The 24,607-nt window shown below is 67.4% G+C and carries 22 protein-coding genes and 2 tRNA genes; 13 read left to right on the forward strand and 11 right to left on the reverse strand.

Annotated elements, in window-relative coordinates:
* Window positions 1-144 precede the first annotated feature (144 nt).
* Window positions 145-218: transfer RNA gene (locus tag ASD82_RS14470), tRNA-Cys, on the forward strand.
* Window positions 219-314: 96 nt separating this feature from the next.
* Here ASD82_RS14470 and ASD82_RS14475 read toward each other — a convergent pair.
* Window positions 315-2,492, reverse strand: coding sequence for an EAL domain-containing protein (locus tag ASD82_RS14475; protein ID WP_235580731.1), 2,178 nt, complete (start codon window positions 2,490-2,492; stop codon window positions 315-317).
* 179 nt (window positions 2,493-2,671) lie between these two features.
* On the opposite strand from ASD82_RS14475, the gene ASD82_RS14480 reads away from it, so the two are divergent.
* Window positions 2,672-3,058 (forward strand): HU family DNA-binding protein, encoded by a 387-nt coding sequence (locus ASD82_RS14480; RefSeq protein ID WP_007808937.1) that lies wholly within the window; start codon window positions 2,672-2,674, stop codon window positions 3,056-3,058.
* Window positions 3,059-3,166: 108 nt separating this feature from the next.
* Here the strand turns inward: ASD82_RS14480 and ASD82_RS14485 are convergent.
* The 5 genes from ASD82_RS14485 to ASD82_RS14505 form a co-directional block, all read right to left on the reverse strand.
* Window positions 3,167-3,253: transfer RNA gene (locus ASD82_RS14485), tRNA-Leu, on the reverse strand.
* An 84-nt stretch (window positions 3,254-3,337) separates the two neighbouring features.
* The gene (locus ASD82_RS14490) at window positions 3,338-4,573 is read right to left on the reverse strand and encodes a TraB/GumN family protein (RefSeq protein ID WP_056718521.1); all 1,236 of its coding nucleotides are present in this window, start codon (window positions 4,571-4,573) and stop codon (window positions 3,338-3,340) included.
* 85 nt (window positions 4,574-4,658) lie between these two features.
* Complete coding sequence (locus ASD82_RS14495) at window positions 4,659-5,549, reverse strand: carbon-nitrogen hydrolase (protein WP_056718522.1); 891 nt, start codon at window positions 5,547-5,549, stop codon at window positions 4,659-4,661.
* A 59-nt stretch (window positions 5,550-5,608) separates the two neighbouring features.
* The gene (locus tag ASD82_RS14500; RefSeq protein WP_056718523.1) at window positions 5,609-6,658 is read right to left on the reverse strand and encodes an agmatine deiminase family protein; all 1,050 of its coding nucleotides are present in this window, start codon (window positions 6,656-6,658) and stop codon (window positions 5,609-5,611) included.
* A gap of 130 nt (window positions 6,659-6,788) precedes the next feature.
* On the reverse strand, window positions 6,789-7,148 hold the full coding sequence (locus ASD82_RS14505) for a hypothetical protein (RefSeq protein ID WP_007808930.1): 360 nt from the start codon (window positions 7,146-7,148) through the stop codon (window positions 6,789-6,791).
* 194 nt (window positions 7,149-7,342) lie between these two features.
* Between ASD82_RS14505 and ASD82_RS14510 the strand changes: the two genes are divergently transcribed.
* From ASD82_RS14510 to ASD82_RS14525, 4 genes are all read left to right on the forward strand, one after another.
* Window positions 7,343-9,277, forward strand: a complete 1,935-nt coding sequence (locus tag ASD82_RS14510) for an ATP-binding cassette domain-containing protein (RefSeq protein WP_056718524.1) — start codon at window positions 7,343-7,345, stop codon at window positions 9,275-9,277.
* Window positions 9,278-9,280: 3 nt separating this feature from the next.
* Complete coding sequence (locus ASD82_RS14515; protein ID WP_056718525.1) at window positions 9,281-10,201, forward strand: hypothetical protein; 921 nt, start codon at window positions 9,281-9,283, stop codon at window positions 10,199-10,201.
* Window positions 10,198-11,910, forward strand: coding sequence for a single-stranded-DNA-specific exonuclease RecJ (gene recJ, locus ASD82_RS14520; RefSeq protein WP_056718526.1), 1,713 nt, complete (start codon window positions 10,198-10,200; stop codon window positions 11,908-11,910). Before ASD82_RS14515 ends, recJ begins: the two co-directional genes overlap by 4 nt.
* Window positions 11,911-11,999: 89 nt before the next feature.
* A complete protein-coding gene (locus tag ASD82_RS14525) occupies window positions 12,000-12,365 on the forward strand; it encodes an STAS/SEC14 domain-containing protein (protein WP_056718527.1) in 366 nt (121 codons plus the stop codon).
* Here the strand turns inward: ASD82_RS14525 and ASD82_RS14530 are convergent.
* The 4 genes from ASD82_RS14530 to ASD82_RS17830 are packed head-to-tail and all read right to left on the reverse strand — an operon-like array spanning window position 12,352 to window position 17,006.
* Complete coding sequence (locus tag ASD82_RS14530) at window positions 12,352-14,856, reverse strand: PEP/pyruvate-binding domain-containing protein (protein ID WP_056718528.1); 2,505 nt, start codon at window positions 14,854-14,856, stop codon at window positions 12,352-12,354. The two genes, ASD82_RS14525 and ASD82_RS14530, sit on opposite strands and share 14 nt — an antisense overlap.
* Window positions 14,853-15,716, reverse strand: coding sequence for a phosphatase PAP2 family protein (locus tag ASD82_RS14535; RefSeq protein ID WP_056718529.1), 864 nt, complete (start codon window positions 15,714-15,716; stop codon window positions 14,853-14,855). Before ASD82_RS14535 ends, ASD82_RS14530 begins: the two co-directional genes overlap by 4 nt.
* Window positions 15,713-16,798 (reverse strand): 1-acyl-sn-glycerol-3-phosphate acyltransferase, encoded by a 1,086-nt coding sequence (locus tag ASD82_RS17895; protein WP_056718530.1) that lies wholly within the window; start codon window positions 16,796-16,798, stop codon window positions 15,713-15,715. Before ASD82_RS17895 ends, ASD82_RS14535 begins: the two co-directional genes overlap by 4 nt.
* A 10-nt stretch (window positions 16,799-16,808) precedes the next feature.
* Complete coding sequence (locus tag ASD82_RS17830) at window positions 16,809-17,006, reverse strand: hypothetical protein (protein ID WP_157599285.1); 198 nt, start codon at window positions 17,004-17,006, stop codon at window positions 16,809-16,811.
* Between the two features lie 246 nt (window positions 17,007-17,252).
* On the opposite strand from ASD82_RS17830, the gene asnB reads away from it, so the two are divergent.
* Window positions 17,253-18,923 (forward strand): asparagine synthase B, encoded by a 1,671-nt coding sequence (gene asnB / locus ASD82_RS14545; RefSeq protein WP_056718531.1) that lies wholly within the window; start codon window positions 17,253-17,255, stop codon window positions 18,921-18,923.
* 3 nt (window positions 18,924-18,926) lie between these two features.
* On the opposite strand, the gene ASD82_RS14550 is transcribed toward asnB, so the two are convergent.
* Window positions 18,927-20,219 carry an aspartyl protease family protein gene (locus ASD82_RS14550; protein WP_056718532.1) on the reverse strand — a complete coding sequence of 431 codons (1,293 nt, stop codon included), beginning with the start codon at window positions 20,217-20,219 and terminating at the stop codon, window positions 18,927-18,929.
* 106 nt (window positions 20,220-20,325) lie between these two features.
* Between ASD82_RS14550 and prfB the strand changes: the two genes are divergently transcribed.
* The 6 genes from prfB to ASD82_RS14580 all read left to right on the forward strand — a co-directional run bounded on the left by prfB (window position 20,326) and on the right by ASD82_RS14580 (window position 24,536).
* Window positions 20,326-21,451, forward strand: a protein-coding gene (prfB, locus tag ASD82_RS14555; RefSeq protein WP_157599286.1) for a peptide chain release factor 2 whose coding sequence is annotated in 2 segments (ribosomal slippage) — window positions 20,326-20,400 and window positions 20,402-21,451 — 1,125 coding nt in all. Because the reading frame shifts where the segments join, the coding sequence is not laid out codon by codon here.
* Between the two features lie 36 nt (window positions 21,452-21,487).
* A complete protein-coding gene (locus tag ASD82_RS14560; protein WP_056718533.1) occupies window positions 21,488-21,814 on the forward strand; it encodes a hypothetical protein in 327 nt (108 codons plus the stop codon).
* 106 nt (window positions 21,815-21,920) lie between these two features.
* Window positions 21,921-23,438, forward strand: a complete 1,518-nt coding sequence (lysS, locus tag ASD82_RS14565; protein WP_056718534.1) for a lysine--tRNA ligase — start codon at window positions 21,921-21,923, stop codon at window positions 23,436-23,438.
* Entirely contained in the window at window positions 23,439-23,927 is a 489-nt protein-coding gene (locus tag ASD82_RS14570; protein WP_056718535.1) for a PaaI family thioesterase, read from the forward strand.
* 52 nt (window positions 23,928-23,979) lie between these two features.
* The gene (locus ASD82_RS14575) at window positions 23,980-24,282 is read left to right on the forward strand and encodes a YciI family protein (protein WP_056718536.1); all 303 of its coding nucleotides are present in this window, start codon (window positions 23,980-23,982) and stop codon (window positions 24,280-24,282) included.
* Window positions 24,279-24,536, forward strand: coding sequence for a BolA family protein (locus tag ASD82_RS14580; protein ID WP_056718537.1), 258 nt, complete (start codon window positions 24,279-24,281; stop codon window positions 24,534-24,536). Before ASD82_RS14575 ends, ASD82_RS14580 begins: the two co-directional genes overlap by 4 nt.
* The last annotated feature ends 71 nt before the right edge of the window (window positions 24,537-24,607 follow it).

A 24,607-nucleotide genomic window follows, 5' to 3' on the forward strand; every position in this document is an offset into this window, starting at 1 on the left:
TGGTAGAGCACGACCTTGCCAAGGTCGGGGTCGCGAGTTCGAGTCTCGTTTCCCGCTCCAGTTTCAACGCAGAACCTCGGCTTTCCGGGGTTTTGTTTTTTCGGGACAAGCTGCGATCATTCCGGTCGCGTTTATCGAAGCAATGGCCTGGTGGCAGAGTGGTCATGCAGCGGACTGCAAATCCGCGTACGCCGGTTCGATTCCGACCTAGGCCTCCATTGCCCGATTGGCTGCCATGCAGCCCTGAAACCCGCCGCTGGCGGGTTTTTTGTTGGCCACGTCACTGGCCATGCGTGCTCGCGTCGCAGCCGGAGTCAGGCGCCGGCGGGGACGGCATCGACGGCAGGTGCGGTGGCTCGTTGCCCGACCCATTGCCGGAAGTCGTCCGCCGCCAGCGGTCTGCAGATGAAGTAGCCCTGCATCAGGTCACAGCCCAGTTCACGCAACACGGCTTCCTGTTCGGCCGTTTCCACGCCTTCGGCAATCGTGGTCATGCCGAGGCGACGGCCCACGTCGATGACGAAGCTGGCCAGCGGATCGGCAATGGTTGCCTGCAGCGCGCCGATGAAGGAGCGGTCGATCTTCAACTCGTCCAGGGGCAGTTGCTGCAGATAGGCGAGCGAGGAATAGCCGGTGCCGAAATCGTCGAGCGCCAGGCGGAAGCCGATCGCGGAAAGCTGCTGCAAGGTGCGCAGGGCCGCGTCGAAGTCACCGAGCAGGGCGCTCTCGGTCAGCTCCAGGGTAAGCGTGGAAGGCTCGATGCCCGCCGTGGCCACCTGCTCGGCGAGGTTCGACACGAACTGCGGGTGGGCAATTTGCCATGGGCTGATGTTGATGGAGATGCGCCCACCGAAATCGATGTCCTGCTCGCGCCACTGGCGGATGTGCCGGCAGGCGCATTCGATCGCCCACGTACCGATGGCGTGGATCAGGCCGGTTTCCTCGGCGATCGGAATGAAGATGGCTGGCGAAACCTGCCCCAGTCGGGCGTGGTTCCAGCGCAGCAGCGCCTCGGCGCCCACCAGCGCACCGTGCATGTCCACCTGGGGCTGGAAGTGCAGCGAGAAGTCCTGCTGTTCCAGTGCCGTGCGCAGGCCGCGTTCCAGCTCCAGTCGTTCATCGGCATCGCGTTGCATGTGCGGCAGGAACAGACGCGCCGCATTGCGCCCGGTGGACTTGGCGCGATACAGGGCGATGTCCGCGCAGCGAACCACGTCAGCTGCGCCCTGGCCATGCTCGGGGAACAACGCCACGCCGATGCTGGCGCCCACGCCGAGCACGCGATTGTCGATCGCCAGCGGCGCGGCGAGTCGCTGCAGCATCCCTGCGGCGACATCCATCGCCCGGGCCGCGGCATCGTCGGCGCTGGTGCTGGCGGGTCCCAGCAGCACCACGAATTCGTCGCCACCGAGGCGGGCCACGGTGGACGCGGCAGGCGCCACGGAGAGCAGGCTGTCGGCAATGCTTTCCAGCACGCGATCGCCCACGTGATGCCCCAGCGAGTCGTTGATGGTCTTGAAGTTGTCGAGGTCGATCATCAGCACGGCGCCGTGCTGTTGCGACTGCGTGGCATCGGCGATTAGGTCGGCCAGGGTGTACAGCGCGCGCAACCGGTTGGGCAGCCCGGTCAACGCATCGTGGTACGCAGCGTGGCGCAGGTCGAGTTCGGTCTCGCGGCGGATGTCCGCCTCGGCACGCAACTCCCTGGCCGTGCGTTCGAGCTGCAGGGTGTGCGCGTGCATCTGGCCAGCCAGGGAAACGCCCATCAGCAGCACGAAGGAAAGAAAGGCGAACGCGTCCAGCGAAGGGTAGGGCTTGCCCAGCGTGCTGACCACGATGGCGCCCCACAACAGCGCGACAAACTGGATCAGCAGGCACAAGCCCAGCAAGGCGCCGCGCAGGCGCTGACCTTCCCGGTACTGTCGCCATGCACGGTACAGCGCCCACAGGAAGATCGCGTAGCTGGCCCAGCGAAAGGCATCGCCGCCGAACGAACGCGTGCCGTCCAGGGTGAACAGCGACTCTCCCCATGGCAGCACCAGCGGCGTGCCTTCGCGCAGCGTCGTGTCGAACGCCGTGTACGGCTGGATCAGGTTGAACGCGAACATGCCCAGCGCGGCGAAACAGACGGCACCCAGGACGGGGCGTTTCGCCGGCCTGCCGGTGTAGCAGCCGACGAAGACCATCAGCGCCGGCATCGCGAGGATCGCCGCGCCAGTGACCATGCGCAGGCCGCGAATGGCGGGCGCCAGCGAGTCGGCCGCATTCATCAGTGCATTGCCCAGCGCCAGCGTGGCGAGGCAGGTCGCCAGCACGGCAAACGCGAGGTGGGTGCGGTCGTGCCGCTGGCGCGCACCGATCACCAGGAACTGCACGGCAGCGCCATAAGCCAGGGCGGCCATCGCCAGCAGTGCGGCAGTGAAATAGCCAAAGCCGGGGTGATCCACCACCGCCATCCGATTCCCCCGATCCGCCTCGGTCGGCGGATTCATGGCGCGTAGCGTACGCCATGGCGGCCGGAAAATGACCTTCGCGGGCGACGGCATGCATTTTTCCTGCAGGAATCGATGATTTTCCTGCGAGACCCGTTGGCGGAACCCTTAAATTCCCCTACATTCAGCGTGCCGTGAGGCAATGCATCCATCCATCACACCTAGACGAGGGGAAATCCATGGCAAAGGCACAGAAAGCAGCAGCCAAGAGCAAGCCGGCACCGAAGGCGAAAGCCGCACCGGCCGCTCCGAAGCCGATCAAGGAAGCGCTGAACAAGTCCAGCCTGGTGGCGCATATCGTGGAAGCCAGCGGCGTGGTCGCCAAGGACGTCCGTGCCGTGCTCGCAGCGCTGGAAGGCGCGGTTGCCGGTTCCGTGCACAAGAAGGGCGCCGGCTCGTTCCAGCTGCCGGGCCTGCTGAAGATCACCGCGGTGAGCGTGCCGGCCAAGCCGAAGCGCAAGGGCATCAACCCGTTCACCAAGGAAGAGCAGTGGTTCGCGGCCAAGCCGGCATCGGTCAAGGTCAAGATCCGTCCGCTCAAGAAGCTGAAGGATGCCGCGGCCTGATAGCCACGGGTTACCCAGCGTCTGTCATGAAAGGTGCGGCGGCTTTGTCCGCCGCACTTTTTTTTCGCGCAGATCAGGCGTGGAAAAGATCAGGCGCGGAAAGCCGCGTGGTGCCCGGACCCGGGATCGAACCGGGATACCCGTGAGGGTGAGGGATTTTAAGTCCCTTGCGTCTACCAGTTTCGCCATCCGGGCCGGATGTCGGAGCGAGCTGCAGCACGGCTGCAGGCGGCGCGCATCGTAGCATGCGCCCAGCGCAGGCCTGTCACGCGCGGCGCGTCAGAACAAGCTCTTGAAGATGTGGATGCCGGCGCTGTACTCGCCGATGATCGTGCCCACGCTGACCAGGAAGAAGTTCAGCAGGGTGCGTGCCACGCGGTTCTTCCACCAGCCGCTCCAGTGCACGATGTCGTCGCGCAAGGTGTCGAAGTCGACCACCCGGGGGCGACGCACCCAGGCTTCGGCCATCGCGCTGATGCCGCCGGCGGGGATGCCGGGACGGAACGGCTTGATCGGTGCGGCGATGAAGGCGGCCAGGATGCTGACCGGATGGCCGCCGGCTGCCAGCGCACCCAGCGCGGCGAAGCCGCCGGTGAACAGCACCCAGTCACGCAGCGCCTGCGCGCCCAGTGCCGCGTTCTGATGGAAGGCCCAGGCGATGGCGGCGAACACCAGCAGCACCAGGCCCACCGCAAGCCATTTTGGCCAGCGCGCCTTGGGCGGCAACGCGGCCAGCTCGGCAACCCTGGCCGCGGGATCGTCCTGCTGTTCGCGCAGCAGGGTGCACATGCCCTTCAGGTGACCTGCGCCGATCACCACCAGCACGCGGCGGTTCGCCGGGCCGGCCGAGCTTGCCGCTTCCTGGCGCAGGCGTGCAGCCATGAAGGCATCGCGTTCGCCGATCAGGCTGTCGTAGAGCGGCTTGGAACCGGTGGCGAATTCGCTGAACGCGCTTTCGAGCAGGTCTTCCTGCTTCAGTTTCTCGATGTCGCCCTGGGCGATCTCCTCGCGATCGAACACGCTGGCCAGCAGGCCGCCGAGCAGGCCGAAGCGCTGCCAGAAACCCACGCTGCGCCAGGCCCGCTTCAGCGTGGTGCCGACCTCGCGGTCGATCGTCCACAGCGGCAGGTTGCGTCGTTCGGCGCCATCCATCGCCGCCTTCATTTCGGCGCCGGGCTGGATGCCGGACTGGTCGGCGAGGCGTTTCTGGAACGTCGACAGCACCAGGCTGGCGGCGACCATGCCGGCCTTGCCCTGGCGGATCACCTTGAACAGGTCCATCTGCTTGAACGCTTCGGGGTCGCGCATGCTTTGCGCGCGGCTGTCGCAGAGTTCCACCGCCACCGCATCGAAGTGCTCGTGATCGAGCAGGGCCTCGACCGCCTCCATGCTGCTGCGCGATACGTGCGCGGTGCCCAGCACCACGTACTCCACGCCGTCGCGTTGCACCCGTTCGATCGGCTGGCCGTCGAGCGCGGCGGGCGACGTGGTGACTTCGGTTTCGGGGACACTCATGCGATCAGCAGGCCGGTCTGAAGGGAAAGTCCAAGCATGGGGACGAAGGCCATGCGGAACAAGCAGGCAGCGTGCCCGTCCGGTTTCAGTCGCGGTAGCGCCTGAGCAGGTCGGCGTAGGCATCGATGCGCCGATCGCGCAGGAACGGCCAGATCCGCCGCACGTGTTCGCTGCGCGCCAGGTCCACCTCGGCCAGCAGCAGTTCGCGGCCTTGCGTGCCGGCCTGGGCCAGGTATTCGCCCTGCGGACCGGCGACAAAGCTCGACCCCCAGAACTGGATGCCCGCGCCTGACGCCGTCGGGTCTGCTTCGTAGCCGGTGCGGTTGCACGACAGCAGGGGCAGGCCGTTGGCCACCGCGTGACCGCGCTGCACGGTGATCCAGGCGTCGCGCTGGCGATCCTTCTCGGCCTGTTCGTCGTTCGGGTCCCAGCCGATCGCGGTCGGGTAGAGCAGCAGTTCGGCGCCGGACAGCGCCATCAGGCGTGCTGCCTCCGGATACCACTGGTCCCAGCACACCAGCACGCCGAGCCGGCCGACCGAGGTGTCGATCGGCTCGAAGCCGAGGTCGCCCGGGGTGAAGTAGAACTTCTCGTAAAAGGCCGGGTCGTCGGGGATGTGCATCTTGCGATACTTGCCCGCGATCGCCGCCGACCGATCGAAGACGACGGCGGTGTTGTGGTACAGCCCGGTCGCCCGCTTCTCGAAGAGCGAGGCGACCACCACCAGCTGCAGTTCTTCGGCCAGCTTGCCGATGCGCTCGGTGCCGGGGCCGGGAATCGTCTCGGCCTGGTCGAACACCTCGACCGACTCGTGCTGGCAGAAGTACGGCCCGTTGTGCAGTTCCTGCAGCAGCACCAGTTCGGCGCCGGCGGCCGCGGCTTCGCGCAAGCCGGCTTCGATCGCATCGAGATTGGCGTCGCGGCTGCCGCGGTCGGTTTCCTGCAGCAGGGCGACCTTCAGGGTCTTGCGGGTCATCGGGGCTATCCTCGGCATGGCGCCAGGCGAAACAGACCCTGCAGTTTAGCCGATGCGGCTCAGGCCAGCCCGGCCGGCAGCTGCATGGTGATGCAGTGCAGGCTGCCGTTCTGCCAGATCAGCGGCCGGCACGGCACCTGCACGATCTCGCGGCCCGGATGCGCCTCGCCGATGATGCGGGCGGCCTCGGCGTCGGCCGGGTCGTCGTAGGCCGGTACCAGCACGGCGCCGTTGACGATCAGGTAATTCGCGTAGGACGCGGCGAGGCGGCGTCCCTCGTCGATGCCGCTTTTATCAAGGATGGGCCGCGGCCACGGCAGCGGATGCAGTCGATATGGACGGCCATCGACGGTGCGCAGCGCGGCCAGCTCGCCGGCCATGCGCTGCAGCTCCTCGTGGTGCGGATCGCTGGCGTCGTCGCAGGCCTGGAACACGATCCGGTCGTCCGGCGCGAAGCGGGCGAGGGTGTCGATGTGGGCGTCGGTGTCGTCGCCTTCGAGGTAGCCGTAGTCCAGCCACAGCACGCGATCGGCGTGCAGGCCGTCGCGGAGGATGGCGCTCATTTCCTCGCGCGACTGCTCCGGATGGCGCTGCACCAGGCAGCGCCAGGTGGTGAGGATGCTGCCGCTGCCGTCGCTCTCGATGCCGCCACCTTCCAGCGCCCAGTCGATGCGCTTGTGCGCGGCGTGGCCGAACACGCCCGCAGCGACCAGGCCGGCGACCAGGGCATCGTCCTGTTCGGCGCCGAACTTGCCGCCCCAGCCGGTGAAGCGGAAATCGGTGAGCTGGAAGCCCCGGGCACCGCCCTTCAGCGTGATCGGGCCGGAGTCGCGCAGCCAGGTGTCGTCGTAGGGCAGGGTGATGCAGCGCAGCTTCGACAAATCCACGCCGGCGTCGGCGAGCAGGCCTTCCACGTGGATGCGCAAGTCCTCATCGGCGACCACGATGACCAGCGACTGGAAGCGCGTCACCGCGGCGGCCAGCGCCACGTAGGTGGTTTCCACCGAGGCCAGTCGTTCGGCCCAGTCGGTGTCCGCGTGCGGCCAGGCGATCAGGACGGCGGATTGCGGTTCCCATTCCGCGGGCAGGCGCAGGTTGTGGTCGGTCATGCGGGGCGATCTCGTGTGCACGCTGGGCACGCCGGGTTTGGCGCGCGACCGCAAAGTGTACGACGCGGCGGACCCGCGCACACAAAAACGCGGCCCGCATCGCTGCGGGCCGCGCCTTCATGAAGCCGGATCAGTTGACCGCGGACGGATTGGTGTTGTTGCCTGCCGGCGTGTTCAGCACCGAATGGATCACGTGGCTGTGTTCGAAGTACACGATGAAGTTCGCGTATTCCCAGCGATTGATCTGCGGGTGCTTGGCGGTGTCGCCACCGCGCGGGGACAGCTTGCGCTGCGGTGCGCCCCAGGTCTTCTCGACCTGGCTCATGCTGAGGCCGCGGCGGGGCAGGTTCATGCCCTTTTCCTGCTGCACGCGATGCACCAGCAGGCTGTCGCCATGCTTGTGCTGCGCGGCGGCCGCAGTCTGCGGTGCGGCGAAGGCAGCGCCTGCCGCCAAGACGACGATCGGCAAAATACTGGTGAACTTGATCATTGGCTCCCCCTCTCCCTGCAAGGCTGTATGCGGCGTCGTTGTAGCAGAAGCGCCCATGCTACGCCATGCCGGACACGGGCGATTGCGATGGGTTCGGCATTCGGCCAGGCCCGGTGACTGGTCGAGAATAGCCTGATCGCCGCTATCATGGGCGGCTGCGGGCGACGACCCGTCCGTTTCAGCCCGGGTTTTTCATGATTTCCTTTCGACATTTCGCCTTGCGCCGTGGCAGCCGTCTGCTGCTTTCCGACATCGACCTGGTGATCCAGAGTGGCTGGCGCCTGGGCGTGATCGGCCGCAACGGCTGCGGCAAGTCCAGCCTGTTCGCCGCCCTGCAGGGCAAGCTGGAAGGCGACGCCGGCGAACTGGAGATGTCGGGCAAGTTGCGACTGGCCTCGGTGGCGCAGGAAACCCCGGCGCTGCCGGATGCGGCGATCGACTACGTGCTGGGCGGCGACGAGGAACTGGCCGCGGCGATCAACGCCGAGGCGGAGGCCGGCGAACGTGGCGACATGGATGCGATGGCCAAGGCGCACCACCGCATCGAGGAACTGAACGGCTACGACGGCCGTGCCCGCGCCGGACGCCTGTTGCACGGGCTGGGCTTTCCCCCGGAAACCCACGAGCGCGCGGTGCAGGAGTTCTCCGGTGGCTGGCGTGGGCGACTGAACCTGGCGCGGGCGCTGATGTGCCCGTCCGACCTGCTGCTGCTGGACGAGCCGACCAACCATCTCGACCTCGACGCCGTGCTCTGGCTGGAGGAATGGCTGCGCCGCTACCAGGGCACCTTGCTGATCATCTCGCATGACCGCGAGTTCCTCGACGGCGTGATCACCCACACGCTGCACCTCAACGACGGCGAGGCCAAGCTGTACACCGGCAACTACAGCGCGTTCGAGCGCCTGCGCGCCGAGCAGTTGCGCCAGCAGCAGATCTCGCACGAACGCGAGCAGGCCGAGCGGGCGCACCTGCAGTCCTTCGTCGACCGCTTCAAGGCCAAGGCCAGCAAGGCCAAGCAGGCGCAGTCGCGGATGAAGCGGCTGGAGAAGCTGGCCGGCACCGAGGCGGTGCGCGCCGAGCGGCCCTTCAGCTTCAGCTTCCCGGTGCCCGGCCGCCTGCCGGATTCGATGCTGCAACTGGAAGACATCACCGCGGGCTACGCAGCCGATCCGTCCAGCCGCGAGGGCAACGACGAAGTGGCCAACATCGTGCTGGCCGACGTGCGTTTCTCCATTGAAGCGGGTGAGCGGATCGGCCTGCTCGGCCCCAACGGCGCCGGCAAATCCACCCTGGTGAAAACCCTGGTGGGCGAGCTGGAACCGTTCGGCGGCGAACGCAAGGTGCACAAGGATCTGAACATCGGCTACTTCGCCCAGCATACGGTGGAAAGCCTGCGCGAAGGCGCCAGCGCGCTCGATCACCTGATGGACAAGGCGCCGGGGGTAGCGACGCAGGTGATGCGCGACTTCCTCGGCAACTGGAATTTTGCCGGCGATCGCGCCTTCGAATCCGTCGACGGTTTCTCCGGCGGCGAACGGGCGCGCCTGGCCCTGGCACTGATCGCCTGGGACAAGCCGAACCTCCTGCTGCTGGACGAACCGACCAACCATCTCGACCTGGACATGCGCGAGGCGCTGGCCGACGCGCTGGCCGATTTCGACGGCGCCCTGGTGCTGGTATCGCACGACCGCCACCTGCTGGGCCTGGTCTGCGACAGCTTCTGGCGCGTGGCCGACAGCGTGGTGGAACCATTCGACGGCGACCTCGACGACTACGCCCGCTGGCTGAAGAATCGCGGCTCGGCCAGCAAGAAGGCGGCGAAGGCCGGTGCGGCCAAGCCCGTGGTGGTCAAGGTGGTCGAGGTTTCGCCGGAGGAACGCCGTCGCCAGGCCGCCGCCCAGCGCGACGACGAAAAAGCCGCGCGCCAGCGGGTGAAGAAGATCGAGACGCGCACCGCCACCATCGATACCGAGCTGGCCGCGCTGGAGGCGCAGCTCGCCGATCCAGCCACCTACAACGGCCCGACCCAGGAGATGATGCGACTGGGCCAGCGCCAGGCCGAGTTGCGCAGCGAGAAGGAAGCGCTGGAAGGCGAGTGGCTGACGCTGATGGAACAACTGGAGGCGTAGCCGATGTCGACCGCCATCCCTTCGCTGCAATGGTGGCTGCCCGCGCTGGCGCACTTCGCACCGGGCCACCCGCTGCGCGAATGGCTGGCCCGGGCCGACCGCCTTGCCGCCGGCGGCGATGGTTATCTTGGCGGGCTGGCCGACCACTTCACGAACATCGGCGCGGATCTTCCCGCCGCGGCGATCACCCGCCAGTTCCTGGCCGGCGATGCGGGCGACGGCCTGTGGCTGTCGGCCGATCCGGCCTGGGTGCAGCCGGACATGAACGGCGTGCGCCTGCTGGCCTGCGGTCGCCTGCAACTGGACATCGACGCAGCCCGGACGCTGGCCGAGAACCTGCGCCCGGTATTCGACGAGGCCGGCATGCAACTGGAGGTTTCCTCGCCGGACCACTGGCATCTGCGCCTGCCCGCGGACATGGCGCTGCCCGAGTTCGCCGCGCCCGCCCAGGCACTGGGCGAAGACCTCGCCCAGCATCTGCCGCAAGGACCTGAAGGACGTCGCTGGCGCGTCCTGCTCAACGACATCCAGGTGCTGCTGCACCAGCATCCGCTGAATACGCAACGGCAGGCGCGCGGTTTGTCGCCGGTGAACAGCCTGTGGCTGTGGGGCGGCGGTCGCCTGCCGACCAGGATCGGCAGTGAGCTCGTCGGCGTGATCAGCGACGACGTGTTGCTGCGAGCGCTGGCCGCCCACGCCGGCATTGCGCAGCAGGCGCGCAGCGTCGACGCCATCGCCAGCGCACACTCGGGCTGGCTGGTCGACCTGCAGGACCTGCCGGCCCACGAGATCGCCGCACGCTGGTGGCCGGCGGTGCAGCCCTTGCTGGCGCGGCAGCCAGTGCTGTTGCACTTCGCCAGCGGCGAACGCTGGCAGCGCAAGCCGTGGCATCGCCTGCGCGTGTGGCGCCGGGGCGGACGTTGAGCGTCCTGCAGTTGCGTCGCCGCGAAAGCCGCGGCGTCCCCGCCGGCTGGCCGGAGTCGGTGCATCCGGTGTTGCAGCAGGTCTACGCCGCGCGCGGCGTGCTGCAACCGGCCCAGGTCGAGCACCGGCTGGCGCGCATGCTGGCGCCGCAGTTGCTGGGCGGGATGGATCAGGCGGTGGCCTTGCTGGCCGAGGCGATCCGCGACGACTGGTCGATCCTGGTCGCCGGCGACTATGACTGCGACGGCGCCACCGGCACCGCCGTGGCCGTGCGTGGTTTGCGCCTGCTCGGCGCGCAGCGGGTCGACTACGCGATTCCGAATCGCTTCACCCACGGCTACGGCTTGAGCGCCGCCTTCGTGGCCTCGCTGCAGCCGACGCCGCAATTGATCGTCACCGTCGACAACGGCGTCGCCAGCGTGGCCGGCGTGGCCGCGGCGAAGGCGCGCGGCATCCGGGTGATCGTCACCGACCACCACCTGCCCGGCGAGCAGTTGCCGGACTGCGACGCGATGGTCAATCCGAATCTGGCCGGCGACCCGTTCCCCAGCAAGATGCTGGCCGGCGTCGGCGTGATGTTCTACCTGCTGCTGAGCCTGCGCGCCGTGTTGCGGGAGCAGGGCGCCTTCACGAGTACCGAGCCGGACCTGTCCGGCCTGCTCGACCTGGTCGCGCTGGGCACGGTGGCCGACCTGGTGCCGCTGGATTTCAACAATCGCGTGCTGGTCGAAGCCGGCCTGCAGCGCATGCGCAGCGGTCGCGCCTGCGCCGGCATCGGCGCCCTGGTCGAGGTCGGCAAGCGCAGCCTGGCGACGCTGTGCGCCAGCGATCTGGGCTTCGCCGTGGGGCCGCGCCTGAACGCCGCGGGGCGGCTGGAAGACATGCGGCTGGGCGTGGAATGCCTGCTCACCGATGACCTGACGCGCGCGCGCCACTGCGCCGCGCAACTCGATGCGATCAACCGCGAACGCCGCGACCTGCAGGCGTCGATGGTGGCCGAGGCGGAACAGATGGTGGCGGGTCTTTCCGACATCGACGCAATCGGCGTGGCCCTGTTCGAGCCGTCCTGGCACGCGGGCGTGGTGGGCCTGGTGGCCTCGAAGCTGAAGGAACGGCTGCACCGCCCGGTGATCGCCTTCGCCCCGGCCAGCGAGGACGACGTCGAGCACTTGCGGGGGTCGGCACGCTCGATCCCCGGCTTCCATGTCCGCGATGCGCTGGCCATCATCGATGCGCGCCAGCCCGGCCTGATCGAGCGCTTCGGTGGCCACGCGATGGCCGCCGGGCTCAGCCTGAAAGCGGCGGACTATCCGCGCTTCGCCCCTGCCTTCGATGCTGTCGCACGCGAACTGATCGAACCCGAACGCCTGCAGGCGGTGCTGCACACCGACGGCGAGCTGCCGCCCGGCGCCGCCACGCTGGCACTGGCCCGGCAGTTGCGCGCTGCCGGCCCGTGGGGCCAGGCGTTCCCCGAACCGCTGTTCGACAACCTGTTCGATTGCGCCAGCTGGAAGGTGATGGGTGAATGCCATCTGCGCCTGCAGTTGCGAGACCCGCGCGATGGCGCCGTGCACGACGCAGTGATGTTCAACGCCTATCACGGCCAGCCACCGCCGCCGCGGCTGCGCGCGGCCTACGAGCTGGTCATCAACGACTGGCAGGGTCGCGAAAGCCCGCGCCTGCTGCTGCGGCACATCGAGCCGGCCTGAAGTTCCTGCGCCCATGAGCGGGCGTCTCTTGCGCGGTTTTCACGTGGCGCGGATCAGACTGCTTCTGACGTCATCGAGGGAGAACGCCCGTGATCGCACAGATCGAAGGACTGCCGCCCGGCACGCTGGGCTTCCGCGCCCATGGACAGGTCACGTCGGCGGATTACGAAAGCATCATCGTGCCGGATGTGGAGGCGGCGTTTGCGCTGAACCGCAAGCTGCGCCTGCTGTACGTCACCGCCGAAGATTTCACCGGCTTCGACGCCGGCGCGATGTGGGACGACGCCAAGCTCGGCATGCGCCATTTCAGCGGCTGGGATCGCGTGGCGCTGGTCACCGATGTGCCGTGGCTGCGCGGTACCGCCACGGCTTTCAGCTTCGCGATCCCGGCCCAGTTCCGCCTGTTCCACGGTGCCGAGGTCGAGGAAGCCACGCGCTGGATCACGGCGGACTGAGGACCTCGACGGTGCCGTGGCGGCCGTCGATGCGCACGCGCTGGCCATTGACCAGCAGACGCATCACGTGGCGCACGCTCATCACCGCCGGCAGGCCCAGTTCGCGTGCGGTCACCGCGCCGTGCGACAGCGGACCGCCGCTTTCGGTGATCACGCCGCAGGCCTGGTAGAACAGCGGCGTCCACGCCGGGTTGGTAGTGCGCGCCACCAGGATCGCGTCCTTGGGGAAATGCGGGAAATCTTCCGGGCTGCGCACCACGAATACCTCGCCCTCGACGATGCCGGGGCTGCCGCCCAGGCCCTTGAGCACGTGGCTGCCGTCGACCTCGGCCGGTTCCGCCTCGCCGAAAATCCAGTCCGGCGTGCGTGCGCAGGCCGCCAGGTAGCCGGCCTTGTGGCGGGCGGCGGCTTCCGTGATCGGGGCCAGCTCGCCGCTGTGCAGCGCGCCATCGAGCACGGCCAGCGGCACGAAATAGACGTCCATCGGATCGGCCAGCACGCCCAGTTCGACCAGCTGTGCGCCGATCGCCTTCAGGCCGCGGCGGAACGGCAGGTGCAGGCGGGTGGTCTGGTAGTGCTCCAGATCGTCCAGCGCGGTATACGTGCGGGCCAGCCGGATCACCTCGTGCACCAGGTAGCGCAGTTCCTCCGGCGCGTGGCTGAGCACGCCGTGCTCCATGGCCGCCTGGGCGGCTTTCTGCGCCAGCTCGGCGGCGGCGCGGTCCTCGTCGGGCCGGTCGACCAGCATCTTCAGCTGGTCCAGCACGATCTGCGGCGCCTCGACCCAGGTCGGGTGGTAGGCGTCGAAATCCAGTTCGCGATGGCCGTGACGGGCCAGGAAGCGCTGGAACTCGGCATGGAAGGCAGGGTGCTGCGGCAGTTCTTCCAGCAGTTCGACGCTGGGGCCGCTGCGCAGTCGCGCATGCAGGGCGGCATCCATGCGAAGCAGCCGCGACAGCGACCACAGTTCGGCGTTGACCTGGCCGGTCTTGGTGTCGGTGACCGCCAGCAACTGGTCGAACACCTGCTGCGCCTGGTCGGCCGGCAGCGCCAGTCGAAGCATCTGCTGCAGGGCCACGTACAGCGTGCGCTGGGTCAGCGAGATCGCGATGTTGGGCAGGAAGTAGCTGGCGCCCAGCGCATTGATGCGCAGCACATAGTCCCACAGCTCGTTCAGCGGGCGACCGTCCAGCGACTCGCGCATCAGGGCGCCGATGCCGAGCAGGTAAGTGTCCAGGTCGCGCATCCAGCGCACCGGCAGCTCCTGCACCCAGGCGAACTGCGCCGCGATCTGCGGCAGCGCGGCGCGGATGCTTTCCACGTCCTTGAGCATCTTCGCCGGCGTGCGGCCGCTGTAGAGTTCGACCGCGTTCTGGTTGCCGTAGATGTAGTAGTCGCGCATCGCGAACCACTTGTCGCCGAACGGCGGCAGGCCCATCAGCCTGAAACTGTGGTTGAGCGAGGCATGGAAGCCGGCTTCGCACAGGTCCCAGGTCAGCGGGGTGACCGGGTTGGGAAAGCGCTCGGCCGATTCGTCGCGGGTCCAGCGCGCCGGGATGCGCGTCACCGCGCGCGACTGCAGCAGGTACAGCGTGCCGTCCTGCCACGCCCATTCGATGTCCTGCGGAAAACCGAAGTGCTGCTCGGCGGCCAACGCCAGCTGCGCCACGGCGCGGCGTTGTGCCTCGGCGAGGGCAGGGGCGTGCGCCTGTTCGGCCGACAACATCGTGTGGCGGGTACCGCAGGCGGCATCGGTGACCAGCGCCTGCGGCTTCTCGGCGGTCACCGTCTCGACCTCGCTCATGTCGCTGCGCTTGAGGCGGTATTCGTCGACCGGTTCCTCGCCGCCGACCACGGTCTCGCCGAGGCCGAACGCAGCGTTGATCAGCACCTGGTCCAGCGCCCCGCGCACCGGGTCGATCGAGAACGCCACGCCGGCGGCCTCGCGTTCGCCCACCTGCACCATCTTCTGCACCACCACCGCCATCGCCGCATCCAGGTGGTTCAGCCCCATCCGCTCGCGATACGGCAGCACATGGGCATTCCACAGCGAGGCGTAGCAGCGGCGGATCGCATCGACGACGGCATCGGTGCCGCGAATGCCGAGCAGGGTGTCGTGCTGGCCGGCGAACGCAGCGCCGGGCAGGTCTTCCAGCGTGCCGGAGGAACGCACTGCCACCGGCGCATCGGCCAGATCGAGTGCTTCCAGCTTCGCGGCCAGCTCGTCGCGCAGTGACGACGGCAACGGCTGCGCCAGCAGCAGGACCTGGATGCGCTCGCTGCGCGCGGCATGGTCGAGTGTGGCGTCGTCCAGCACGTGGCGGATCGCCTCGTGCAACGGCGCCACGAACTCGCGATAGACCTCGCTGCCGACCACGATGCCGGGTGGCACCGGCAGGTGCTGCGCGGCGCGGGCCAGGTTGGCGCCCTTGCCGCCGCTTACGGCATGCTCGGCGGCTTGCGGATCGGTGAACGCGAAGAGCTGGGTCATGCGAAGGTTTCCTTGCGGTAACGCTGGATGAAGGCGAGCACCGCGGCGGCCAGGGCGATCCCGCACAGCACGTCGATGCCGTAGTGATAGCGCAGGTACAACGTGGCCACCACCAGCGCCAGGATGATCGGCGCCAGCAGCAGCGCGATGCGTTGGTACCTGCCCAGCGCGAAGAAGCCCAGCACGTACACGCCGATGCCGCTGTGCAGACTGGGGAACACGTCCATCCCGGTGATGCCGGCCTTGACCACGCCGGCCAGCAGGGCCGTCATCGCACCGCCGTGCACGGGATAGGGAAACACTTCGGGGAACGCCATGTACGGCCCGCCGGCCGGCGCCAGCAGGTAGCCGGCAAAGCCGACCAGATACATCAGGGTCAGGCCGAGGAAGAACGCCTGCGCCTCGGGGTTGCTGCGCCGCACGCTGAACACGATCGCCGGCAGCAGCACCACGAAATAGAACAGGAAGTAGCCGCTGCTGAGCAGCTCCGACAGCCACGGCCGTTCCCAGCCCAGCAGGTGTTCCGGCAGGCTGCGGCCACCCCACAGATCACGATCCAGCGCGAGCAGCGTCGCGTCGGCGGTGTGCCGGATGAACACCTCGCGGATCGCCTTGAACAGCGGAAAGATCAGCCAGCAGGCGACGAACTGCAGCGTGCCTTTCCAATTCGCCCAGCTACCGCCGGGCGCGGCCAGCGTGGCGGCCAGCAACAGCAGCCAGGCGATGCCGCCAAGCACGCTGGCGGCGTGCAGGTCGCCGTCGTCCAGCCGCCAGGCACCGACGCTGCCGAGCACCAGGATCAGCAACAGCTCGGCGGCGAAGGCATGGCCGATCCAGCGCGCGATGCGTGGCATGTTCATGGAGTCCCCCGATGCATCACATGTGGCCAGCGCCACCAGCCGAGTGCGGCCAGCGGCCACAGCACCAGCAGCGGCCATGGCCAGAACCCGGTCATCAACAGCAGACAGGGCAGCCAGACCATCGCCACCAGCAGCCCGCCCACGATGCGGAAAAAGCTCACCGTATTGCGCGCATCCGCCTTGCCACCCGCGAACCGGCCGGCCACCAGCACCGGCGCTACCAACAGCATGAAAGCCGCCACCACCAGCCAGTCCCATGGCCATGAACGAGTGCGTGGTCGTGGCGGCCGTGCCTGCGGGTGCTGCTGGGCATCGATGAACGCCAGCGCATAGGACTCGCCCGCTGCGGCCCGCACCGTCGCCCAGGCTTCCGCCGCCGCAAACGCCTCCGGGTTCGGACAATTCACCGAGACCGCGTCGAGCGCGGTCGCGATCGCTTGATGAATGCGCCGTTCCCAGTCGCGATCGGATTCATCGGCGTCGCGTGCAGGCAAGCTCACCGGCACGCTGACCAGCGCCTCGACGCGCGAACGGAAGCGGTCCGGCGCCTGGTAGTGCAGGCCCAGCGGCACCACCTCCAGTGCCACGCCCTCATCCAGCAAGGTGCGCGCGATCCGCGCCGCGCCACGCTGGTAAGGCAGCGGTTGCCAGCCCCATTCGCTACTGCCTTCGGGAAAGATCACCAGGTCGCCGCCTGCACGTAATTGGGCACAGCCGGCGTCGACGGGATGGGCGAACGTGGCACGCCGGGTGCCGTAGCGTTCGCGATCCTTGTCGCGCACCACCGCGATGCCGTCGAACATCCAGCGCAGCAGCGGATGCCGCAGCAACTGGATCGAGACCAGCCCCTGCGCGCCGGGGAACACCCGCAGCACGGTGTAGCCGTCGATCGCCCCGTTGCGGTGGCTGCTGACGATCAGTCGACCGCCGCGTCGCGGCACGGGTTGCCGATGGGCGCCGACGATGCGGATGCGGCCGAAGTAGAAGCCGCGCAGCAACCAGGCCAGCAGCGGAATCCACCAGCGCAGTGGCCGCCCTCCCGCGGGCATCGGTGCCGGGTCGGTGCGGGAGCGGGCAGACATCCGTGTTGCGTCAGGGCTCATTGGCGGCAATGTAGCGGCAAGCGACGGCTGGCGTCACTGCTGTGCCAGCACTTGCCAAGCGTCGGATGATCTGTTCAAGTTGAGCCATGCCTTCCTTCGCCACCAGCAGCTTGAACTCCACCGCGGCTTCCGCGCGCGGCTTCGTGCTGGCCGGCAACACCAATAATCGCGCGAACAATAACGCCAACCGTTGGCGGGCCCTCGCGTAGCTGCAAGTTTCATCGAATACGCGAAAGAGGCCCGCCCAGTGCGGGCCTTTTTCGTTTTGCGTGCTTGATTTTTGCGGGGGTCCTTCCGCGCAGGGCAAACCCGGCCATCCATGGCCGTGCGGTCACTTTTGCGCGAGTCCATCCGCGCAAGAGCAAACCCGGCCATCCATGGCCGACTTTCTAGAAGAGCGGTATCCACAACTAGCAACGAGGAAACTTCCACCATGTGCTCGATTTTCGGAATGTTCGACCTGCAGCCGGGCGACGACCTCGCTTCGTTGCGCCGGCAGGCGCTGGAACTGTCGCAGCGCCAGCGCCATCGCGGGCCGGACTGGAGTGGGGTGTTCGTCGATGCCGGGGTGATCCTGGTCCACGAGCGGCTGGCCATCGTCGACCCGGCCAGCGGCGCGCAGCCGCTGCGTTCGCGCGACGGTGCACTGGCGCTGGCGGTGAATGGCGAGATCTACAACCACCGCGAGCTGCGTGCGGCCAGCAGCTACGACTTCACCACCGGCTCGGACTGCGAGGTGATCAACGCGCTGTACCGCGAGCAGGGCGGCGACTTCGTGGGCAGGCTCAACGGCATCTTCGCGTTCGCCCTGTGGGACGGCGAGGCGCAGCGCTACCTGATCGCCCGCGACCCGATCGGCGTCTGCCCGTTGTACTGGGGCCACGATGCGCAAGGCCGCCTGTGCGTGGCCTCGGAGATGAAGGCGCTGGTCGGCGTGTGCGCCGACGTGGCGCCGTTCCCGCCGGGCCATGTCTACGACAGCGCCAGCGGCGAATTGCGCAGCTACTACGCCAGGCCATGGCGCGACTACGCCGCCACGCGCGGCCATGACGTGGCGGCACCGGCCTTGCGCAAGGCGTTCGAGCAGGCGGTGCATCGCCAGCTGATGACCGACGTGCCGTACGGCGTGCTGCTGTCCGGTGGACTGGATTCCTCGCTGGTCGCCACCTGCGCCGCCCGGTTTGCTCGCGAGCGCGTCGAGGACGACGATCGCAGCGAGGCGTGGTGGCCACGCCTGCATTCGTTCGCGATCGGGCTGGACGGCTCGCCTGACCTGGCCGCGGCGCAGGTCGCCGCCGATGCGCTGGGCACCGTGCACCACGGCTTCGTCTACACGTTCTGGGAAGGGCTTGACGCGTTGCCCGAGGTGATCCGCCACATCGAAACCTACGACGTCACCACCATCCGCGCCGCCACGCCGATGTACCTGCTGGCGCGGCGGATCAAGGCGATGGGGGTGAAGATGGTGCTCTCGGGCGAAGGCTCGGACGAGCTCTTCGGCGGCTACCTGTATTTCCACAAGGCGCCGTCGGCCGAGGCCTTCCACGAGGAAACCGTGCGCAAGCTCGACGCGCTGCACAGCTACGACTGCCTGCGCGCGAACAAGGCGATGATGGCCTGGGGTGTGGAGGCGCGGGTGCCGTTCCTCGATCTGGAATTCATCGACGTGGCGATGGGCCTCGATGCCGCGCATAAGATGGCCGGGCAGGGGCGCATCGAGAAAGCGGTACTGCGTGAAGCATTCGAAGGCGCGCTGCCGGATTCGATCCTGTGGCGGCAGAAGGAACAGTTCAGCGACGGCGTGGGTTACGGCTGGATCGACGGGCTGAAGGCGCACGCGGAGCAGGCGGTGACCGATCGCGAATTCGCCGCGGCGGCAGCCCGCTATCCGTTCAACACGCCGGCGACCAAGGAGGCCTATTTTTACCGCCGCATCTTCGAGCAGCATTTCCCCGGCGAAGCCTGCGCGGCGACCGTGCCCGGCGGCAAGTCGATCGCCTGCTCGTCACCCGCGGCGCTAGCCTGGGACCCAGCCTTCGCCAGCGCAGCCGATCCGTCGGGGCGGGCGGTCAGGGGAGTGCATCAGCAGGCGCTGGCGAGCTGAACGTCAATGCCGGTCGGGATGGATCAGCAGGCAGGTATGCCGGGTATTGAAGTCGAAATGGAAGTCCATGTAGCGCAAGGCGCCGCCGCCTAGGAGGTAATGCCAGGGCAGGCTGGCCTGCTTGAATACATCGAAGGTGACGGTGAATGGCTGCCCGGAGATGTCGATATCGGCGGTGGCCCGGCTGATGCGCGCGGCGTGTTGGTGCGCGCCCATGTCGCGGACCCTGAGGCGCCGCCCCGGGCTGCTGTGCAGCTCGTCGAGGGCGTGCTGGTCGGCGGCGAGGTAATGGCTGGTGCCGCTGTCGATCAGGGCCGTGCGCAATTGCCCATCGATCGACAGGGCGGTGACCACGCGCAGCTGGTTGCCCCAGATGTCGCTGGATACCAGCATCGGTTCCCTACAGGCGCCGTCGCCATCGGTGCTGTCGCCAACCACCAGCGAGCTCTCGGTGAGGCGAAACGCGCCCAGTCGCCGCAGGATGTCCATGCCGAGCAGCCGGTGATCTGCCGGCACTACGGTCACCGGAACGTTCAGCAGGGTGAGCTCGCCGATGCCGAGCCTGGCCAGGATGCCGTAGCGGACGGGGACGTCGTGCGACAGAAACCCGCCGACCTTGCCGGTTCGATCAAGCATGGCGACGCCGAGCTTGCGTGCGCTGTCTTCGTCCAGTGTCAGCGCCGAGCTGCCCGTGTCGACCAGCAGCCATGTCTTCTTGCCGCCGCTTTCAACTTCCACGGCTGGCAGGTTGCCTTGCGCCAGGCTGCGATGAACCGGAATGCTGAAGCTGTGCGACGGCATGACCAGCTCAAGTTGTGGCGTGCCGGCCTGGCTGGCCAGGTAGCTCCGCATCTGCTCGAGCCTGGCCGGAGCCACCTTGTCCTGGAACCGGCGGATGATGTCCAGCTCGGCCGCATCGGCCTTGGCCGAGCCCTGGGACAGCCGCAGGTTGCCGTTGGCAAATTTCGCGCAGAAGAAGGCGACCTCGGGTTTGCTGTCGATCAGGCTGCGTTCGCAGACACGTGCATCCTCGCTGGACTTTTCCAGATTGAAGTGGATGCGTTCCAGGGTCATGGCGGCAAGGACGCGACTGACGGGATCGTTCGAGGCCTGGTACATGCGGGCCAGGGCCGGCACGTCGGCCTGGTTCAGCGCCTTTTCCACGATGGCCAGCGTGGCAGCATCCGAACCCGATGGGGAAGAGGGCGTTCCCGGGCCCGATGCGTGCGTGGCCGGCAGGCAGCCGAGGCCGGCCAGGCCACAGGCGACTGCGGATAGAAAAGTCCATTTCTTCATTGCCCATCTTCCTTCATGTCCGGGAGCCCCCGAGTGTAGCCAGCAACCGCGTGCAACGGCGCACGCTCTGCTAATATCGGGGGCTGTTTTCCTGCGATTTCCGACCATGATCGAGACCAATCCCATCCAGGCCCAGATTGCCGACCTTCGCGACCGTGTCGAGTCGCTTCGGGGGTATCTTTGACTACGCCACCAAGAGCGAACGCCTGGAAGAAGTAACCCGCGAACTGGAAAGCCCCACCGTCTGGGACGACCCGGCGCGGGCGCAGGACCTGGGCCGCGAGCGCGCCCGACTGGATACCATCGTCAACGGCATCGACCGCATGACGGCCAGCCTCACCGATGCCGGTGAGCTGCTGGAGATGGCCATCGCCGACAGCGACGACGACACCGCGCAGTCGGTGATCGACGACCTGGCCAAGGTCGACGCCGAGGTCAACAAGCTGGAATTCCAGCGCATGTTCTCCGGCAAGATGGACTCGACCAACGCCTTCGTCGACATCCAGGCCGGCGCCGGCGGCACCGAGGCGCAGGACTGGGCCGAAATGTTGCTGCGCATGTACCTGCGCTGGTGCGAGAACCGCGGCTGGAAGACCGAGCTGATGGAAGTCAGCGGCGGCGACGTGGCCGGGATCAAGTCCGCCACGTTCCGGGTGGAAGGCGACTACGCCTACGGCTGGCTGAAGACCGAGATCGGCGTGCACCGGCTGGTGCGCAAGAGCCCGTTCGACTCGGACAATCGCCGGCACACCAGTTTCACCTCGGTGTTCGTGTCGCCGGAAGTGGACGACGACATCGAGATCGATATCAACCCGGCCGACCTCAAGACCGACGTGTACCGTTCATCGGGCGCCGGTGGCCAGCACGTCAACAAGACCGAGTCGGCGGTGCGCATCACCCACATTCCGACCAATACCGTGGTGGCCTGCCAGACCGGTCGCAGCCAGCACCAGAACCGCGACACCGCGATGAAGATGTTGGCCGCAAAGCTGTACGAGCTGGAGATCCAGAAGCGCAATGCCGAAAAGGACGCGCTGGAAGCGACCAAGTCCGACATCGGTTGGGGCAGCCAGATCCGCAACTACGTGCTGGACCAGAGCCGGATCAAGGACCTGCGCACCGGCATCGAGCGTACCGACACGCAGAAGGTGCTGGATGGCGACCTCGACGAATTCATCGAGGCCAGCCTGAAGTCCGGTCTCGAAGCCGGCTCCAAGCGCATCGATGCGTGAGACCTGACGCCTTCCGCTTACTGACGAGGTAGCCGCATGAACAGCAAGAAGATCTGCAGCATCGTGATCGCCTGTGCCGCACTGGCTGCGTTCGGCGCGGCCGCGCAATCGCAGCAAGGCGGCGCCGGCCAGGGTATCAAGCAGGACGCCAAAGCAGTCGGCCACGGCGTCGCCGATGGCGCCCGCGATGTCGGTCATGCGACCAAACACGTCGCCAAGAAGGTCGGGCACGGTGCCAAGGACGCCGGTGTCGGCATCGGCCATGGGGCGAAGAAGGCGGGAATCGCCATCGGCCACGGCGCGCGCGAAGGCTGGGATGCAACCAGACACGCGGTCAAGAAAGTATTCGGCAAGGACGATTGACGAGCCAGGTTCCCGAGGGAAACCTCGACGCCTCATCTTGCGACCCAACCCCAGACCATCTGGTGTGCGCCCCACGTTGCGGACACCCGGAGCAACAGAGTTCCCCATGAGCGAAACGACCGACACCCCGATCATCGACGAGAACCGGCTGATTGCCGAGCGCCGCGAGAAGTTGAACGCATTGCGCGAGCAGGGCATCGCGTTCCCGAACGACTTCAAGGTCGACAGCTTCGCCGGCGACCTGCAGACCGAGTTCGCCGACAGGGACGTGCACACGGCCGAAGCGGTCGAGGCTGCCGGACGCCGGGTGAAGATGGCCGGGCGCATCGTGCTCAAGCGCGTGCAGGGCAAGGTCAGTTTCGTGCAGTTGCAGGATTTCAGCGGGCGCATCCAGTTGTTCATCCACCAGGGCACCCTGGGCGACACCTACGAGGCGTTCAAGAGCTGGGACATGGGCGACATCGTGGGCGCCGAAGGCGTGCTGATGCGCACCAAGACCGGCGAGCTTTCGGTGCGCGTGGACCAGCTGCGCCTGCTGACCAAGAGCCTGCGCCCGCTGCCGGACAAGCATCACGGCATGGCCGACGTGGAACAACGCTACCGCCAGCGCTACGTCGACCTGATCGTCACCGAGGAGGCGCGGCGCACCTTCATGCTGCGCTCGCGGATCATCGGCACCATGCGCCAGTGGCTGGAGGCGCCGTCGCGCCGCTTCATGGAAGTGGAGACGCCGATGATGCACATGATCCCCGGCGGCGCCACGGCCAAGCCGTTCACCACTCATCACAACGCGCTGGATCTGGAACTGTACCTGCGCGTGGCGCCCGAGTTGTACCTGAAGCGCCTGGTAGTCGGCGGCTTCGACCGCGTCTACGAGATCAACCGCAACTTCCGCAACGAGGGCGTGTCGACCCGGCACAACCCCGAGTTCACCATGCTGGAGCTGTACCAGGCCTACGCTACCTATCACGAGATCATGGACCTCACCGAGAGCGTGATCCGCGATACCGCGCAGGCCGTGCTGGGCACCACACAGCTGGAATGGGACGGCGCGGCGATCGACGTGGGCCCGGCGTTCCGCCGCTGGCGCATGGAAGACGCGGTGCTGGAACACAACCCCGAGATCAAGCGCGAAGAACTGCGCGATCGCGAGGCGATGGCGGCGCACGCGAAGCGTCTCGGCGCACAGGTCAAGCCTGGTTATGGCTGGGGCAAGCTGCTGCTGGAAATCTTCGAGCACACCGTCGAACACACCCTGATCCAGCCCACCTTCATCACCGACCACCCGGTCGAGGTGTCGCCGCTGGCGCGCGAAAGCGATACCGACAAGGGCATCACCGATCGCTTCGAACTGTTCATCAACGGCAAGGAGATCGCGAATGGTTTTTCCGAGTTGAACGACCCGGAAGACCAGGCCGCGCGCTTCCAGGCCCAGGTCGACGCCAAGGACGCCGGCGACGACGAGGCGATGCACTTCGACGCCGACTACATCCGCGCGCTCGAAGTGGGCCTGCCGCCCACCGGTGGCCTCGGCATCGGCATCGACCGCCTGGTGATGCTGCTGACCGGCTCGGCCTCGATCCGCGACGTGCTGCTGTTCCCGTACATGCGGCCCGAGGCCTGAGTGGACACGCCCGCGCTGCAGGATCAGGCCGCGCCCGACGGCATCTGCTACGGCTGCGGCAGCGCCCATCCGCACGGCCTGCACATCAAGAGCCGCTGGGACGAGGATGGTGTGCACGTGGTTGCGACGCACCTGCCCGATGCCGACTTCCACGGCTGGCCCGGGCTGGTCTACGGCGGCCTGATCGCGATGCTGGTGGACTGCCATTCCAACTGGACGGCCATGGCCTGCCACTACCGCGCCGAGCATCGCGCGCCTGACAGCAAGCCGCGCATTGACTGCGTCACCGGCAATCTCGGCGTGAAGTTCCTGAAGCCCACGCCGATGGGTGTGCCGCTGACGCTGAAGGCGCGCGTCGACGGCGAGGTGGGGCGCAAGACCCGCGTGCTTTGCGAGGTCTATGCCGGCGACGTGCTGACCGCGCTGGGCGATTCGGTCTTCGTGCGCGTCGACACCGCCCAGCTGGCCGAGGCTGCCCGCAGCGCCTGAGCAGTACGGTGCGTTAAACTTCGCGTTTGCCGCCAACTCTGGAGCCAGCACCATGTGGTTTGCCATTATCGGAACGGACGTTGCCGACTCGCTGGAGAAGCGCAAAGGCGTGCGCCCGGCGCATATCGCGCGACTGCAGGCACTGCTGGATGACGGTCGGCTGTTCGTCGCGGGCGCGTTCCCGGCGATCGAGTCCGAGGACCCAGGTCCGGCCGGTTTCACCGGCAGCATGATCTTGGCCCAGTTCCCGTCGATGGCCGAGGCCCGCGCCTGGGCCGATGCCGATCCGTATGTGGCGGCCGGCGTCTACGCCGACGTGCAGATCAAGCCTTTCCGCAAGGCGTTACCGGCGTGAGCGAAGTGGTGCTCGAGCAGATCCGCCAGCGCCTGACTGCGGCGCTGGCACCGACCGAGCTGGAAGTCGTCGACGAAGGCCACCTGCACGCCGGCCACGCGGGGGAGGGCAAGGGTCACTTCCATGTGCGCATCGTCAGTCCCGCATTCGCCGGATTGCTGCCGATTCGGCGGCATCGCATGGTTTATGCGGCGCTGGACGGCCTGATGGACAACGGCATCCATGCCCTGTCGATTGATGCAAAGAACAAATAATTCAGTAACAGTCAGTTACAGTGAACTGTTCACTTGATGCTTCATGCAGAAACGCATTGCAGCGTCGCCCT

The sequence above is a fragment of the Rhodanobacter sp. Root179 genome, from assembly GCF_001428465.1.
GTDB lineage: Bacteria > Pseudomonadota > Gammaproteobacteria > Xanthomonadales > Rhodanobacteraceae > Rhodanobacter.

What these genes read in the sequence shown, in the direction of transcription:
- ASD82_RS14475 (WP_235580731.1), bottom strand. Translation starts at nt 2,492, where the DNA reads ATGAATCCGCCGACCGAGGCGGATCGGGGGAATCGGATGGCGGTGGTG.
- ASD82_RS14480 (WP_007808937.1), top strand. Translation starts at nt 2,672, where the DNA reads ATGGCAAAGGCACAGAAAGCAGCAGCCAAGAGCAAGCCGGCACCGAAG.
- ASD82_RS14490 (WP_056718521.1), bottom strand. Translation starts at nt 4,573, where the DNA reads ATGAGTGTCCCCGAAACCGAAGTCACCACGTCGCCCGCCGCGCTCGAC.
- ASD82_RS14495 (WP_056718522.1), bottom strand. Translation starts at nt 5,549, where the DNA reads ATGACCCGCAAGACCCTGAAGGTCGCCCTGCTGCAGGAAACCGACCGC.
- ASD82_RS14500 (WP_056718523.1), bottom strand. Translation starts at nt 6,658, where the DNA reads ATGACCGACCACAACCTGCGCCTGCCCGCGGAATGGGAACCGCAATCC.
- ASD82_RS14505 (WP_007808930.1), bottom strand. Translation starts at nt 7,148, where the DNA reads ATGATCAAGTTCACCAGTATTTTGCCGATCGTCGTCTTGGCGGCAGGC.
- ASD82_RS14510 (WP_056718524.1), top strand. Translation starts at nt 7,343, where the DNA reads ATGATTTCCTTTCGACATTTCGCCTTGCGCCGTGGCAGCCGTCTGCTG.
- ASD82_RS14515 (WP_056718525.1), top strand. Translation starts at nt 9,281, where the DNA reads ATGTCGACCGCCATCCCTTCGCTGCAATGGTGGCTGCCCGCGCTGGCG.
- ASD82_RS14530 (WP_056718528.1), bottom strand. Translation starts at nt 14,856, where the DNA reads ATGACCCAGCTCTTCGCGTTCACCGATCCGCAAGCCGCCGAGCATGCC.
- ASD82_RS14535 (WP_056718529.1), bottom strand. Translation starts at nt 15,716, where the DNA reads ATGAACATGCCACGCATCGCGCGCTGGATCGGCCATGCCTTCGCCGCC.
- ASD82_RS17895 (WP_056718530.1), bottom strand. Translation starts at nt 16,798, where the DNA reads ATGTCTGCCCGCTCCCGCACCGACCCGGCACCGATGCCCGCGGGAGGG.
- asnB (WP_056718531.1), top strand. Translation starts at nt 17,253, where the DNA reads ATGTGCTCGATTTTCGGAATGTTCGACCTGCAGCCGGGCGACGACCTC.
- ASD82_RS14550 (WP_056718532.1), bottom strand. Translation starts at nt 20,219, where the DNA reads ATGAAGAAATGGACTTTTCTATCCGCAGTCGCCTGTGGCCTGGCCGGC.
- ASD82_RS14560 (WP_056718533.1), top strand. Translation starts at nt 21,488, where the DNA reads ATGAACAGCAAGAAGATCTGCAGCATCGTGATCGCCTGTGCCGCACTG.
- lysS (WP_056718534.1), top strand. Translation starts at nt 21,921, where the DNA reads ATGAGCGAAACGACCGACACCCCGATCATCGACGAGAACCGGCTGATT.
- ASD82_RS14575 (WP_056718536.1), top strand. Translation starts at nt 23,980, where the DNA reads ATGTGGTTTGCCATTATCGGAACGGACGTTGCCGACTCGCTGGAGAAG.